Genomic DNA, 15484 nt, shown 5'->3' on the forward strand with positions numbered 1-15484 from the left:
TTTTGTAGCGCATCGATTCCCCCAAAAGGAGATGACAAAGTGACTGCAATCTATACCATTGAAGAACAAGTTCGAAAGCTGGATGCCATAACGAATCATGAAGAAAAATTATATAAAATTCTTGAATTATACCTGGAGCTATTTCCAACTCAGGATGCTTCTTTATATCGCTATTCGCCTATTGGCTATTTTGGAGAAGGAATTATCTCTCTCTCAGCAAAAGGATTACGTCATATACGGGAAAAACGTGATGATATTCGGGGCTATAGCTTTTTGCAGGATGTCATCCGTGAAAGAAAGGCCAAGTACTGTTCTGGCATTGAATTTTTTAAACAAACCAGCAGCAATTACCCTCATTCCTCCAATGCGCATGCCGTTTTAGTTTCCCCCATTTGCTACGGTTCGGTCGTCATTGGCTTTATATCCTCCAAAGAATTCCATACGGGAGCAATCATTGATGACGAAATCCTTGCGTCTGTCACTCTGTATGGCAAGCTCGTTGGGAAGTTCATTGAAGACTATCAGCGGGTAGAAAACTCTTTGCAGCTAAGCAAACGAGAACTGGAAGTGATGAAAAAAATCGCGTGGGGTGAGAGTACGAAGGAAATGGCAGATTCCATGAATATCAGTGAATTAACCGTAAAACAATACGTAAAATCCGCGATTCAAAAGCTGGGCGCTAACAATCGTTCCCATGCAGTTGGAGAGCTCTACCGCCAAGGGATTATTTGATAGGATGAGTACAAGGTCACATAAAAGCCGACAGGGCTATCTGTCGGCAGTCTGTTCTTTGTGAAAATTCCTTTCCCCCTATAAGCCAAGGTTTTTGGCGATAATATTTTTCATAATTTCTGTTGTGCCTCCATAGATTGGCATCACGGCAACATCCCGATAACGACGGGCTATCGGATATTCTTCCATAAATCCGTATCCGCCATGAAGCTGTAAGCAACGGGCTGACATCTTCCTTGCCATTTCTGTAATGAACCATTTTGCCATGCAAATTTGGGTAACGATATTTTCGCCTTGCATATGTTTTTCTGTTAAATCATCAAGGAAGGTCTGCGCTATTTTTAATTCGGTTGCCATTTCTGCTATTTCAAATTGTGTATTCTGAAAGGAACTGATCGGTTTCCCGAAAGCATGTCTTTCTTTTACATAGCTCATGGTTGACTTGAGCATCTCTTCTGCTATGACCATTGCACCCAAAGCAATCAAAAGCCGTTCCTGCTGCAATTTTTCCATCAAGTAGTAGAAGCCTTGGCCTTCTTCTCCTAATAGATTAGGGACAGGAACACGCGCATCCTCAAAAATCAGCTCAACCGTATCTGTAGAATGCTGGCCCAGCTTTTTCAACTTGCGTCCGCGGGAAAATCCGGGTGTATCCGCATCCACCAAGAGGATGCTGACACCTTTCCGAGCTGGAGTTGCTTTTGGATCGGTTTTGACTGCAACGAAAAACAGTGATGCATTGATACCGTTGGAGATAAAGGTTTTCTGCCCGTTTACGATATAGTGATCGCCCTCACGAATAGCCGTTGTACTCATACTCGCCAAGTCCGATCCGATCCCAGGCTCTGTCATCGCCACTGACGTCGTTACCTCTCCACTCACACATTTGGGCAAATACCTTTTCTTTTGCTCTTCGTTTCCAAATCTTTCGAGGTAAGGGACGATAATCGAAGAGCTCGTGCTTGCCAACGTACCTACGCCAACACGGTGTAACTCTTCCGCCAAGACGAGATTAAAGCCGAAGTCGAGGCCAAGACCGTCATATTCAGGCTGCACCTGCGGACAAAGAAACCCTTGCGCACCCAGCTTCTCATAAAATTCTCGTGGCGTGTATTTTTCTTCTTCCCATTTCTCGATGTAAGGGACAGCTTCTTTTTCGAGAAATTTTTGCAAAGAAGTTCGGAACATATCATGTTCATGGGTGAGAAAACGTCTCTCTCTCCTAAATAAATCAAATGTATTTGTTTTAGATGAAGTCGTTGAATATGACACCATGCACCCCTCCTCTTTTTTGAATTGTTCATACATATAGGAAAGACCGTCTATGAGAACCGTGAGGGCTATAGTGGCAACCAATTTCACGGTACTCAAGCCGGTCAGTTAGGAAACGCAGACCAAATCTATTACCTTGATGGCAATTTCGCCTCAAAGATGCCTGAAACTTTGACTTCTCCTTCGCTGTTCTTTGCCAGTACTTCTCCCACTACAGTGTTATCCAACTTTTTTTCCAGAACTTTTCCGACAATCTCAATCGATTCGCCTGGAAGTGTCATTTTGCTAAAACGCACTTGAATTTTCTGGATATTTTTTCGAGTAACCCAGGAAGTAACTCCTTGGGACAGCATCCCCATGACCAGCATTCCGTGAGCGATGATCTTCATGCCTGCTTTCTCTGCGAACTCTTCCACCAGATGCAGCGGGTGAAAATCGCCGGAAGCACCTGCAAACCGAACGAGCTGCACGCGGGTGATCGGTTCTTTTTCCAGAACAGGGAACTCGTATCCTTCACTTACATCCTCATAAAATATCATGGCGTTCTCCTTTCTTCTCATGCCCCATTAATGACGATGCACGATCGTGTTTCTCGTAATAGCTACCAGTTCTCCTCGCTGATTTCGATACTGATTTTCAGATGTGACCAAGTCCATCGATCCGCTGCTTCCTGTCTTCGTTTCGGCATCGACAACCTTGCTCGTGACTGACAGCACGTCTCCCGTGACAATGTCACCCAAGTATTCGTAGGATTGCTGTCCATGCAAAACTCTCGCCAGTTTTAATCCCAACTTCTCCATTTTTTCAACGGAACCCATGCCGCCCCACAAGTCAATAACTTGCAAAAAGGTTGGCGGGATAGGAATGCCATCGTAGCCTTCTTTTTTAGCAGCCTCTAGATCGTAATAGATCGGGTTGTCATCACCGATAGCGAGTGCCAATTCTTTTATTTTTCCTTTTTCTACGGGCATGGTGTAAGGTTTAAACTCCAGCCCGATCAAATCTTTCACATTTGACACGCTCATTCACCTCATCTGCATAAATTGGACGAAATGATTACGTCAAAGAACCGCCGTTTACCCCAAGCACTTGTCCATTGATATAGTTGGACAAGGGGGAGGCGAGGAATAAAATGCTTTCAGCTGCTTCCCTTCCGCTGCCAACTCGTTTTTGCGGAATGTTACTGATTAACTTCTCCCTTACTTTTTCTGGGATGCCCGCTGCTTCTCCGTTGACAATAAGACCTTCCTCTTTGGGACGAGTAAGCCTAGTATCGATGAAGCCAAAGGCAACTGCATTGCTGTTTATGTTGAATTGCCCCCACTCTTTCGCTACCACCTTGGTTAATCCAATGACACCTGCTTTTGCAGAAGAATAATTGGCTTGCCCCATGTTTCCTCTCACCCCGGAACCGGAGGAGACATTGATAATCTTGCGGTGATAAACGATGCCTTGTTCGATCTCTTTTTTGGCGACATCGCGCATGTATGGGGATGCTTCACGAATCAATCGGAAGGGAGCGATCAGATGGATGTCTAGCATTGCCTGGAATGCTTCGTCCGTCATTTTATGAAGAAGGCCGTCAATACAATAGCCAGCATTGTTCACCAAAATATCCAGTCGGCCAAAGGCAGAAATCGTCGCATCTACCAATTGCTTCGGATAGACTGGATCTGTTACGTTTCCGCAAAATGCGATCGCATCGCTTCCGAGATCCTTGATCGTAGAAACTACTTCTGTTGCCGGTTCTTCATCTCGATCAGCCACAACGACTCGCGCGCCATTTTCAGCTAATACCAATGCCGTTTCACGGCCGATTCCACGTCCAGCCCCTGTAACGATCGCTACTTGGTTTTCCAACATTTTTGCCATTTCCACTCTTCCTTCCATTTCGTTTTTATCCAACTCGATACATAGTTACGACGCAAGCACCACCAAGACCCAAGTTGTGATGCAAGGCAACTCTTGCATTTTCCACTTGCCGTTTCTGTGCCTGCCCGCGAAGCTGCCAGACCAGCTCCGTGCACTGGGCAAGACCCGTTGCTCCGATTGGATGTCCTTTTGACATCAAGCCACCAGAAGGATTGACAACCACTTTGCCACCGTATGTGTTATCGCCATCATTGATCAATTTCTCTGCTCCACCTTCCTCACATATCCCCAGGCTCTCATAGGTAATGACCTCATTTGGGGTGAAGCAGTCATGGAGTTCCAAGACATCTACTTCTTCTGGGCCGATGCCTGCCGCCTCATAGACCTGTTTGGCGGCACGACGGGTCATATCGGCTCCCACCAGATTGAGGATATTGTCGTGACTGACATTCATATCCGTTGTCAGCGCTTGCGCCACGATCTCGACTGCGTTGGAAATACCGTGCTTTTTGGCAAATTCCTCACTGCAAACAATAGCGGCTGCTGCGCCGCAGGTTGGTGGACAGGCCATAAGACGTGTCAGTCTAGGCATCAATTCCGGAGCACTCATGACCTCTTCTACTGTCAGTGTTTGTGTGAATAGCGAGTACGGATTTTGAACGGCATGATTCCTTGTTTTCACGGAGACTTTTGCAAAAATGTCTGGATTTGCTCCATACTTCTCCAGATACTCCTTACCTGCTGAACCAAACAAGCGGATGGCATTCGGAGACTGCGGCACTTCTGGCCACAATTCCTTCAAGCGATCCTGCAACCAGCCAGTTGCTGGTGTTCGATCATCCCAATGAGATTTCAATGCGCCCGGCTTCATTTCTTCAAAGCCAACTGCCAGTGCGCACTCTACAGCGCCAGACTCTACTGCTTGTCGTGCCAGGAACAGCGCATTGGAACCAGAGGAGCAGTTGTTGTTGATATTAAAAATCGGAATCCCGGTCATCCCCACCTGATATAACGCTCTTTGACCACACGTGCTGTCACCGTAAACGTAACTTGCATATGCTTGCTGGATCTCGGAATAGTCAATTCCCGCATCTTCCAGTGCACCTTTTACCGCTTTTGCTGCCATGACTTCATACGGCTCGTGTGCTCCAGGTTTTGTAAACGGTATCATATTGACACCAATTACTTTTACTTTTTTACCCAATAGTCTCGCCTCCTTTGGTAGATTGATGAAGTCACTTTTCATATTTGCGAATAATTAGAATCTTTAAATGAATAATAAATTTATGCTCGTATTTAATAAAGTTTAGAACGCAAAAGGTACATTAAGAAAATATTAATGGGTACGATTTTCCTCAACCAATGTACGGCGCAATATTTTGCCCACTGCCGATTTCGGCAATTGCTCCCTGAATTCGATCAATCTGGGCACTTTGTATTTCGCCAACCGTTCTTTGCACCATTCCACAATATCTTCTTCTGTCAGCGAATGGTCTTTCTTCACAACAATAGCTGCTTTGACGGTTTCTCCACGGTAGGCATCCGGGACACCGAATGTACACGCTTCTGCAACGGCTGGATGCATGTACAGGACCTCATCAATCTCGTTGGGATAAATATTGTATCCTCCTGCGATGATCATTTCCTTCTTTCTTCCGACAACATACAAGAAGCCATCCTCATCCAGCATGCCCGTGTCACCCGTAAAGAGCCATCCATCACGGATCGTTTGCGCTGTCTCTTCTGGTTTTTTCCAATATCCTTTCATGATTTGCGGACTTTTCAAAACAATTTCACCCGTTGCTCCCGGTGGCATTTCTTTCAAACCTGTTTCCATATCCACGATTTTTACATCGGCATTTGGGACTGGTATCCCTACGCTCCCTGTTTTTCGAATACCTTTACCAAATACCCGAACGATAACAGCGTTGGATTCTGTAAGTCCATACGCTTCAGAAATACGGACGCCCGACTTATGTTCAAATGCTCGCAATACTTCTAACGGGATCGGAGCAGCACCTGATCTGCATATTTTCAATGAACGCAAATCATCCTCCCGAAAATCAGGATGATTCACTAATGCGACAAAGACAGTCGGTGATGCTGAGAGATGAGAGGGACGATACTTGCGGATGATGGGAAGAGTGTCATGGATGCGAAAATGCATGATGGGAATGTAGACACCTGCATGGAAGATAGAGGCGATCATGACCATCAGGCCTGCACCATGGAACAACGGGAAAACACCAAGAAACCGTTCGCCGGGACGCTGAAGTGCCCCTTCGTCTGTGATCGAGGTATGGTACGTGGTCGCTACCGTGTTGTAATGCGTAATCATTACCCCTTTAGGTGTTCCTGTCGTTCCCCCTGTGTACTGTAGGACGGCAATATCTTCCTTGCTATTGATTTGCAAAGGAGGGAGTGTATCGTTTTGTTCTTCGATCCACTGATAGAAGTAGGCATATCCAGCTGGATTGTGATCTGTGGTTACGATCGTCAGCTTATGGTGATAGCCGGTACTTTCTAGTTTCTCGATCTGACTGCTATCACAAATCAACCAGCTCGGCTCCGAGTCATCCAGCATAATAAGCAATTCCCGCTGCTGAAACATGGGATTCAGTTGGACGACAATCCCCCCTATTCGTTGAACTGCGAAATAGGCGATGATATATTCTTTGCAATTGTACAGCATGATTCCCAAGCGATCTCCCTTCTTGCATCCACGTCGATGCAAGGCACCGGCAAAACGATCCACTGCGTGCTTCAGTTCGGTATAAGTAAACGCCAGATCCGCTTCGATAATAGCTGGATGATGAGGGAAATCTTGTGCAGCTCGCTCAAGGAAATGGTAGATGGAGCACAGAGGAATTTCCATTTCTACGGGGATTGTTTTCGGATAAAAGGCGTGCCATGGCTTTTTCAATTTACCGACTCCTTTCATTTGAAGAAGTGGATTCGGATTGATGTTTTATGTAACGGCTCCGCAATTCATATTTCAGTATTTTCCCAGAAGGATTTCTTGGCAAAACGTCCGTGAAGATTACTGCGCGAGGAATCTTGTAACCAGCGAGATGCTTCCGACAGAATTCAATTAACTCGGTTCTATCGATGGTATAACCAGGTTTTGCGATGATTACCGCTGCCACTATTTCGCCCCACTTCTCATCGGGAACTCCTATCACTGCTGCTTCCCATACACCATCAAAAGCATACAGAATGTTCTCTACTTCAACGGAATAGATGTTGCTGCCACCCGAAATAATCATATCTTTTTTGCGATCAACAAGTGTTATGAAGCCATCTTCATCAACGGAACACAAGTCTCCCGTATATAGCCACCCGTCACGAATTGCCTCAGCAGTAGCCTCTGGATTTTTATAATACTCCTTCATGATCATGTCGCTCCGAAGAAGCAATTCCCCAATTTCTCCTGGGGCAACTTCTTTTCCATCCTTGTCAACGACTTTAGCTTCCGTCAAGAATCTAGACTTTCCGCTTGTCCCCAGCTTTTCCTTATGATCCTCCGGATATAAGTAAATCCCGGAAGGTCCGCCTTCTGTCAATCCACAACGGTTGTTGAACTGATCCGTCTTAAACAGTTCCATACTTTTCTTGATGAGTTCAGGAGACATCGGTGCTCCACCATACCTTAGACTTTCAATCGAGGATAAATCGTATTGGTCTGCATCTGGGACTTGCAGCATCATGTTATACATCGTTGGAACGGCAATAAATGATTGAATTTTGTAATGTTCAATTGCTTTTAGAACTTCAACAGGATCAAATTTTTGTTGAATGACAAGTGTTTGTCCCAAAAATAAATCCTTGAAGAGGATACTGAATCCTGCACCGTGAAAGAAAGGCATGAAATGCAAGATTCGGCTGTTCATTGTTTCCCCACTCAAACCAAGCGAATGAAAAATGAACAAAATAGCTCGATGATGATCGAATACGGCTCCTTTGGGTCTTCCTGTCGTTCCGGATGTATACAGGATGTGAGAATCATCATGCTGTTCAACCACTACATCAGGCTCATTTTCATTTTCGGTCAGAACTTGTTGCAACGACAAATGTCCTTCTACTTGCGTATGGTGAACAGCAATACAATGGGCGACCTTGGCAGATCGAGCGTGTTCAATCAACGCTCCATACTCTTCATCATAAATGACCAGCTTGGCATCCGAATGATCGATGAGGTATGCTGCTTCTGATTTCGTCAGGCGAACGTTAATCGGAACCGTGACAGCACCGATCTTGGCGGCCGCAAACAAAGCGATCGGGAAGATATTGGAGTTTTTCATCATGAAGCATATTTTTTCACCTTTTGTGATCCCAAGTGAAAGCAAGCCATGTGCCAGTCGATTTACGATTCGATTTAGCTGTTCATACGTGTATGTCTGATCCTGATAGATGATCGCGACTCTATCCGGCATCATATTCGTGTTTCTGACAAGTGAACTCCCCATATTCACGATGACGCACCTCACCAACAAGGAAATCTCACATTATTTCCCTTTAAATTGTGGAGCCCGTTTTTCAAAAAATGCAGTAACTCCTTCTTTCAAATCTTCCGTCTGAAAACATACTCCTTGACCAAAGGCTTCCAACTCCAAAAATTCTTCTAAGCTGACATTTGCGCTATAGTGAACGAGTTGTTTGATCAGTCCAATTGACAAGCTTGGCCCTTCTGCAATCTTTTGCGCTATGGAACATGCCCGCTCCAGTAAGATGTCATCATCGACTACTTCATTCACCAACCCGAGTTGGTATGCTTGTTCTGCCGAGATGCGCTCTCCCAACATCATCAGTTCTTTTGCTCGGTGAGGCCCTAATGATTGTGTTAAAAAATGAATCCCACCGAAATCGGGAAGTGCCCCCACTTTCACGAAACTTTGAATGAAGAAAGCGGAACGGGCTGCAATCACCAAGTCACAGGCTAATGCCAGACTGACTCCTGCTCCTGCTGCGGCGCCATTTACTGCTGCTATCATGGGTTTTTCCACTTTTCTCATCATGTGGAGCAGCTCATAATACTGTTTCATTCTTTTACGGGTAGAAAAGGCATTCGAAGTATCGCCCTGAACGTTGTTCAAATTGCCACCAGCACTAAACGCACGTTCTGTACCCGTGATGATAACCGCTTTGACTTGGTCGTCATATTGAATTTCCCTAAAGGTATCGAGTAGTTCCCATGCCACTTCCGTTAAAGGATTTCTGATTTCTGGCCTGTTCAATTTGATGATGCAGACTTTGTTTTCCATAGTAGTCACGATGTTTTTTTCCTTCATACGACTCACCTCTTTGCGTACTCGGACCAAGTTTGGTCAAATGTCATTAAAACAATAATTCTGATTGTTCGGAATCTTGTATTCATGATATTCTGGTATTATCTATTTTGAAAGTTTAGAAATGAAAAGGTTCGTTATGTAAATATTAATGGCTCATATAAGCAAGCCTAAACAGTCTACTTGAAAATCAATGGTACTGAGGTGAAGCTATGCGAATCGAGCAACTAATCTACATAACTGAAATAGCAAAAACGGGATCGATTGCGAATACAGCCGAACGACTTTTTGTATCTTCTCCAGGTATAAGCCTTGCGATCAGCAGTTTGGAGGAGGAGCTGGGTGTAAAGATTTTTGATCGCTCTCGAACAGGATTAGAGCCAACTGAACTGGGGAAAAAGCTGATCGCTCGTGCACAGGAAATATTAATCCATATCGAGGAATTTAAAAACGAGGCGAAATATGATTCTTCCAAGTTTGAAGGACAGCTATCCATCTCAACTGTCCCTGGCATCTGTAGAACCATCATCCCAAAAACATTGGCTTCTATTAATTTGAAATACCCAAAAGTCCATCTTCATGTGAAAGAAGCACATCTTACGCAAGTTCGAAAAGACGTTTTAAATGGTGATGTCGACATTGGCATTATCTACTCATTTCCCTCCTCCCACGAAGAAAACCAACTACTTACCACAACACATCTCACCGATACCTCCATGATGGTTTGCTTTCGAAAGGATTCGGAATTGGCATCCAAAGACATTCTTTACATGGAGGATCTATATAACTACCCGCTTGTTGGATCAACCAATTTGAGTGACACAAAAAAATTTCATGCCTATATTTTTGGGGAGTTTGATAAAATCAATTTTTTGGTTCAATCTCAAAATTATGAAACAAAAAAACATTTCATCTCACAAGGATTGGCATTGGGCTTTGAAACCTACCTAACGACGAAAGCTGATCCATTTTTTCAAGGGGAAGATATTATTTGTAAGCCCGTCATTGCAACAGAGCCCGTGGTCTCCTATTATTGCATCAAACGAAAAAACCAATACTTTTCCAAAGTCGGTAAGGAATTTTTAAAAGAACTTCAAGCCCAGGCGAATCAATATAAAGAATAAGCAAATAATGCGTCGATGCATGAATATGACAAAGGAGCTTCAGTAAATCTGATCTCCTTTTTTTGTATAAACGTTGATCATTGGAGGAAAAATACCATTTACATAAAACCAAATGGTGTTATATCATCATGAAGTAAAACCAAAAGGTGTTATATTTTCACTACGAAACGGAGAGATTTATCGTGGAACAGAACAATCAACAAACCGTAGAAGATATTAAACAAACCATTGTTTTCGACGCCCCTATTCAAAAGGTATGGGAGAAAGTATCCACTGCGGAAGCCATTTCTGCTTGGTTTATGCCGAATGATTTTCAACCAGTGGTAGGTCATGAGTTTCATATCCAATCCCCTTTTGGACCGTCCCCATGCAAAGTGTTGGAAGTAGAAGAACCTCATCGCCTTTCTTTTGCTTGGGATACAGACGGTTGGGTAGTCTCGTTTCTTTTAAAAGACCTGGGAGATAAAACGGAGTTTACCCTCATTCATGGTGGATGGAAAGCGGCAGATGAGATCATCGAAAAAGCAAACGCGAAGAGCGCAATGATTCGTGAGAAGATGAATCAAGGTTGGGTTGGAATTGTACATGAGCGTCTGAAAAAGGTTGTGGAAGGCTAAATGTCTGCTTCAGCAGAAAAGGTTGATGTATTTCAAGCGATCGCTGACCCTACTCGTCGAGAAGTACTTCGCTTGCTAGCTGAAAAAGAATTGCCTATCTCTGCAATTACCTCTCATTTCCCCATAAGCCGAACGGCTGTGGTCAAGCATCTTCATATACTTGCTGACGCAGATTTGGTTACGGGACATAAGGTAGGTCGCGAGAAAATCTATCGGTTGCATCCCGGTCCCCTAACAGAAGTAAAGCAATGGCTTTCCTTTTACGAGCAGTTTTGGAACAATAAGCTCTCTATGTTGAAGCATCTGGTGGAAACCGATGGCGATACGGCATTAACTGTCGTGCAATCGGAACCGGATCAAAAAAGGAAATAGTTTATCATGCCCTTCCCTCTTGATCGATTGACCCAAGATCAAGAGGGTTATCTTTGATCAGGCATTTCTTATAGCAAAAAGACTGCCGATTGCTCGACAGTCTGGGTAATTGGCTTACTTATTCAACAGCTCGGTCAGTTCAGTGGATTCGGTCAAGTGCAACGGTGCTGTTCCATAAGCTTTGCCATCTTCTGAATCAAACATATGGTTTTTGTTGTCTCCGCTCAATACGAAGAACAGTGTCTTCGCCTTTACTTCTGCTTTGTTATCAGTTCCAACAGTCGCTGGCAAAGTGTTTGTCGTTACTTCAGCGTAGTTGAATTCAACTGCCAAAGCCTCTTTCTTGTCCTTCTCCACCGCTTGAGTGCTGTCATCAAAACGCATTTGGTCCGCAAGTGTTTCAAAACGTTTATTCATGAGCGCAAGAATTTCCTTGAACTTGTCATCTTCCGGCTTCAGGGATGTTTTTTCCCCTTGCTTGTACACAACGATTTCTTGTGGAACAACGATCACCTGTTGCTCTTCTTTTTTCGCTTCTGCAGGTTTTTGCGTAGTTGCTTCACCTGCTGGTTGTTGGGTACCTGTTGCCGCTTGATCTTGTTTTGCTGGTTGCTCTGCAGTTTGCGTGTTGCCGCAAGCAGTCAGGACTGCTAACAGAAGTGCAGCTGGGATCAATGTAGACTTTTTCATGTTGAGGACCACCTTTTCTATATTCTCTCTCCACTGTTTTATTCGCGTATTAGAAATAAGGGCGATCGCGAACTATCGCGAACACGCCCGTGCCGTTACTGATACGTGGAGTGCTATTAACCCAAGCATTATATTACATATGGATATGAATAGCAAATTACTACTTATTGATTCTTACTTTGAAAGCTCCCCTAATCGATGAATCACATGGCATGTACATGAAATGCCCTGATAAAAAAGGTCCACTACCATATTTTCATTCGGCGCATGATTCGCCTCATCTGCGTTCGCATACGGGACCATCACGGATGGGACTCCGAGAATCTGAGTCCAGACATAATCGGGGAGGCTCCCGCCGACTCCAGGTACAAGAAGAGGATCTACTCTGTACGCATCTCTGACTGCCTGTGTAACCACTTTCACGATCTCTAGTTCAGCAGAAGTACGTGAAGGTTTCATTTCTCCTTGATGCAAGACCTCTATGGAAGGATTGTGTTTTTTCACATGTTCGCAAAGCTTTTGAAAAATATCGTCTGGGTCTTGATCGATGACTAGCCGTATATCCATTTTCACACGCGCAGTGGCAGGAATAATCGTCTTGGAGCCGTCTCCCCCGTATCCACTGTGAAAACCGCAAATATTGAAAGTCGGTTCCAAGGATACCAAGCGATAAAAGGTTTCGGCATCCGCTTCGATATCTGGATATCCGATCTGCTCGATTAACACCTCACGTTCAAAAGGAAGCTTGCGAAGCAAATCCAGCTCATAGGCAGTCGGTTGGCGGATATTATCGTAAAATCCTTCGATTAGCACCCTCCCTTGCTCATCACGCATCGTTTTTAACAAGTCAATAAGCATCCATGCCGGATTGGGTGCGATATTTCCCATATTTCCCGAATGATGATCCCATTTTGCTCCGTGTGCTACCAGTTCGACACCAAGAATACCCCTGACACCTAACTCAACAGAAGGGATACCACTTCCATGCATGGGCCCATCTGATGTGTAAACAAGGTCACATGCCAATAGCTCTTTATTCTCTTCAACGAAAGTCGCGAGATGAGGACTACTGTTTTCCTCCTCCCCTTCAAATACCAGCTTCACATTGACTGGCAACTCACCAAAGCTGTCCAAATACGTTTGAATCGCCAGTACCTGAGCCATTAACTGACCTTTGTTGTCTCCTACTCCTCGACAATAAATCCTTCCGTCTCGTATGTTCGGTTCAAAGGGTGGCGACAGCCATTCCTCGAGCGGCTCAGGGGGCTGGACATCATAGTGACCATAGATCAATACTGTGAATGCATTCTCAGCCTTTATCCATTCTCCATATACAATTGGATGTCCCGCTGTTTCCATTAGGCGACTCTGTATCCCACATGCCTGCATCATCTCATTCAACAGCTCCGCACATTCTCGTACGCCTACATTGGTTGTACTTATGCTTTTCTGTTTCAACAAGGCAAACAGTTGCTGTAAATAAAGTTCTTTACGCTCCACTATCAGACGCTGAACAGTAGCTAAGCTCATGCTATATTCTCTCCTATCTATGGTTTCCTTTTTGATCAGACATAGAGATGACAAGCCACACTATGCGAATCGGTTACCTGCTGCATATCTGGTCTGATTTCTTTGCATATCTCCATCACATTCGGACATCTACTGGCAAAAGCGCAGCCCAGTGGAGAGTTGGCTGGTAAAGGCACGTCCCCTTGCAAAATGATTCGTTCTTTCCTCAATCGGGGATCTGCCACTGGGATGGCGGATAACAACGTCTTGGTATAAGGGTGTAATGGATTGGCGTACAATTGTTCCGTTGTCGCAAGCTCCGCCATTCTCCCTAAATACATGACTCCTACACGATTGCATATATGCCGAACTACCCCGAGATCATGGGAAATGAACAAGTAAGTCAGTTGAAATTCTTCTTGTAAATCCTGCATGAGATTTAAGATTTGCGACTGGATCGATACATCTAGTGCAGAGACGGGTTCATCAGCCACTACTAGCTGTGGTTGAAGAATCAGTGCACGAGCAATGCCAATTCGTTGCCGCTGCCCACCCGAAAATTCATGAGCATACCGCTCAGCATACGTGCGATTTAACCCGCAAACCTCCATCATATGATGTATTTTTTCCAAACGCTGATGTTCATCACCCAATCTATGGGCTTTTAGCGGCTCATCTAGAATTTCCTTTACCGTCAATCGTGGGTTAAGCGACGAGAATGGATCTTGGAACACCATTTGAAAATGCTTGCGCTGTTGCCTCAGTTCACTCGCTGATAAGGAGGACAGACTCCTGCCTGCAAAGCTGATATCTCCTGAAGTTGGTTTTGTCAGGTGCAAAATCGCCCTGCCCATCGTCGATTTTCCACATCCGGATTCTCCTACCAGCCCGAGCGTCTCTCCTTGATTGATGGTAAACGAAACATGATCGACGGCCTTCACTACACTCTTCGTTTTTTGCAGCAGCTTGCTCTTCCCTGGATAAAACACCTGTAACTGTTGTACTTCTACTAATGGGTCCATCCCAACACCTCCCGTTCTCCTAGGCATGTAACCAGCAGCGGCACGTATGATTATTGCCGACCGAAACGATCGCGGGGTCTTCCACCCAGCAACGGTCAATAACACGATCGCACCGTTCTGCAAAGCGACAACCCTTGGTGATCGACCCTGCTGGCGGGACTTGCCCTTTGATCGTATATAAGCGGCTTCTCTTTTCTACTGAAGAGGGCATGGATTGCAGTAGACCAATGGTATAAGGATGCTTAGGATTATGGAATAAATCATCGACGTCAGCTTCTTCCACGACTTCTCCTGCATACATCACCAGAACGCGATCACACATCTCAGCGACCACCCCCAGGTCATGAGTGATTAGCATGATGGCTGTATTTTCTTTTTCTTGCAATTTTTTCATCAGGTCTAAGATTTGCAATTGAATCGTTACATCCAGCGCCGTTGTTGGTTCATCCGCAATCAACAGCTTTGGCTGGCATGCCATCCCAATCGCAATCATTACCCGTTGCCGCATTCCACCCGACAATTCGAACGGATAGCTTCGGTAGATTTGCTCAGCACGGGATATACCGACGCGCTTTAGCATCTCAATGGATTGTTCTTTTGCTTCCTGTTTGGATGCGCACGTATGAAGTAGAATAATCTCATCGATTTGTCGGCCGATCGTAAAAACAGGGTTTAAGGAGGTCATCGGCTCCTGGAAAATCATCGCGATCTCGTTTCCTCGGACCACACGCATTTCTTCCTCGGAGAGTTGGGTCAAATCCCTGTTGTTATAAACAATTTGTCCATTCGTAATGCGGCCGGGTGGGCTGATCAGGCGCATGATCGATAGTGAGGTAATGCTTTTGCCGCAACCGGATTCTCCGACGATCCCCAAGGTTTCACCCGCATGAACAATAAAGGAAATACCGTTGACGACAGTTATCTCTTCCTTTTCTTTCTTAAAAGAAACCTGTAACTGGTTGACCTCTAAAATAGGCGTATTCATTCGT

The 15484-nt window shown here is 44.8% G+C and carries 16 protein-coding genes; 4 read left to right on the top strand and 12 right to left on the bottom strand.

Annotation, left to right across the window (positions count from 1 at the left end; translation table 11 throughout):
- The first annotated feature begins 39 nt into the window (after window positions 1-39).
- Window positions 40-732, top strand: a complete 693-nt coding sequence (locus tag HPY28_RS01160; protein WP_174229927.1) for a response regulator transcription factor — start codon at window positions 40-42, stop codon at window positions 730-732.
- 78 nt (window positions 733-810) lie between these two features.
- Here the strand turns inward: HPY28_RS01160 and HPY28_RS01165 are convergent, their stop codons facing one another.
- The 8 genes from HPY28_RS01165 to HPY28_RS01200 all read right to left on the bottom strand — a co-directional run bounded on the left by HPY28_RS01165 (window position 811) and on the right by HPY28_RS01200 (window position 9164).
- On the bottom strand, window positions 811-2007 hold the full coding sequence (locus tag HPY28_RS01165) for an acyl-CoA dehydrogenase family protein (protein ID WP_174229928.1): 1197 nt from the start codon (window positions 2005-2007) through the stop codon (window positions 811-813).
- 128 nt (window positions 2008-2135) lie between these two features.
- Entirely contained in the window at window positions 2136-2543 is a 408-nt protein-coding gene (locus HPY28_RS01170) for a MaoC/PaaZ C-terminal domain-containing protein (RefSeq protein WP_174229929.1), read from the bottom strand.
- 27 nt (window positions 2544-2570) lie between these two features.
- The gene (locus HPY28_RS01175; RefSeq protein ID WP_173621788.1) at window positions 2571-3023 is read right to left on the bottom strand and encodes a MaoC family dehydratase N-terminal domain-containing protein; all 453 of its coding nucleotides are present in this window, start codon (window positions 3021-3023) and stop codon (window positions 2571-2573) included.
- Between the two features lie 37 nt (window positions 3024-3060).
- Window positions 3061-3876: an SDR family NAD(P)-dependent oxidoreductase gene (locus tag HPY28_RS01180; RefSeq protein ID WP_173621787.1), complete on the bottom strand. Its 816-nt coding sequence runs from the start codon at window positions 3874-3876 to the stop codon at window positions 3061-3063.
- A 25-nt stretch (window positions 3877-3901) separates the two neighbouring features.
- Window positions 3902-5080: a lipid-transfer protein gene (locus HPY28_RS01185; protein WP_017248446.1), complete on the bottom strand. Its 1179-nt coding sequence runs from the start codon at window positions 5078-5080 to the stop codon at window positions 3902-3904.
- A gap of 132 nt (window positions 5081-5212) precedes the next feature.
- Window positions 5213-6799: a long-chain-fatty-acid--CoA ligase gene (locus tag HPY28_RS01190; protein WP_017248445.1), complete on the bottom strand. Its 1587-nt coding sequence runs from the start codon at window positions 6797-6799 to the stop codon at window positions 5213-5215.
- Window position 6800: 1 nt separating this feature from the next.
- Window positions 6801-8342 carry a class I adenylate-forming enzyme family protein gene (locus HPY28_RS01195; protein ID WP_174230162.1) on the bottom strand — a complete coding sequence of 514 codons (1542 nt, stop codon included), beginning with the start codon at window positions 8340-8342 and terminating at the stop codon, window positions 6801-6803.
- A gap of 39 nt (window positions 8343-8381) precedes the next feature.
- Window positions 8382-9164 (bottom strand): enoyl-CoA hydratase/isomerase family protein, encoded by a 783-nt coding sequence (locus HPY28_RS01200; RefSeq protein ID WP_173621784.1) that lies wholly within the window; start codon window positions 9162-9164, stop codon window positions 8382-8384.
- A gap of 209 nt (window positions 9165-9373) precedes the next feature.
- On the opposite strand from HPY28_RS01200, the gene HPY28_RS01205 reads away from it, so the two are divergent.
- From HPY28_RS01205 to HPY28_RS01215, 3 genes are all read left to right on the top strand, one after another.
- Window positions 9374-10285 carry a LysR family transcriptional regulator gene (locus HPY28_RS01205; RefSeq protein ID WP_174229931.1) on the top strand — a complete coding sequence of 304 codons (912 nt, stop codon included), beginning with the start codon at window positions 9374-9376 and terminating at the stop codon, window positions 10283-10285.
- 182 nt (window positions 10286-10467) lie between these two features.
- Complete coding sequence (locus HPY28_RS01210; protein WP_017248441.1) at window positions 10468-10902, top strand: SRPBCC family protein; 435 nt, start codon at window positions 10468-10470, stop codon at window positions 10900-10902.
- Window positions 10903-11274, top strand: a complete 372-nt coding sequence (locus HPY28_RS01215; RefSeq protein ID WP_017248440.1) for an ArsR/SmtB family transcription factor — start codon at window positions 10903-10905, stop codon at window positions 11272-11274.
- Window positions 11275-11388: 114 nt separating this feature from the next.
- Here HPY28_RS01215 and HPY28_RS01220 read toward each other — a convergent pair whose 3' ends face one another.
- The 4 genes from HPY28_RS01220 to HPY28_RS01235 form a co-directional block, all read right to left on the bottom strand.
- Window positions 11389-11964, bottom strand: a complete 576-nt coding sequence (locus HPY28_RS01220) for a hypothetical protein (protein ID WP_017248439.1) — start codon at window positions 11962-11964, stop codon at window positions 11389-11391.
- A gap of 174 nt (window positions 11965-12138) precedes the next feature.
- Window positions 12139-13494, bottom strand: a complete 1356-nt coding sequence (locus tag HPY28_RS01225) for a M20/M25/M40 family metallo-hydrolase (protein ID WP_017248438.1) — start codon at window positions 13492-13494, stop codon at window positions 12139-12141.
- 35 nt (window positions 13495-13529) lie between these two features.
- A complete protein-coding gene (locus HPY28_RS01230; protein WP_174224599.1) occupies window positions 13530-14495 on the bottom strand; it encodes an ABC transporter ATP-binding protein in 966 nt (321 codons plus the stop codon).
- Window positions 14496-14514: 19 nt separating this feature from the next.
- A complete protein-coding gene (locus tag HPY28_RS01235) occupies window positions 14515-15480 on the bottom strand; it encodes an ABC transporter ATP-binding protein (RefSeq protein WP_026043082.1) in 966 nt (321 codons plus the stop codon).
- Window positions 15481-15484 lie beyond the last annotated feature (4 nt).

It is taken from the genome of Brevibacillus sp. HB1.2, assembly GCF_013332495.1.
Lineage (GTDB): Bacteria > Bacillota > Bacilli > Brevibacillales > Brevibacillaceae > Brevibacillus > Brevibacillus porteri.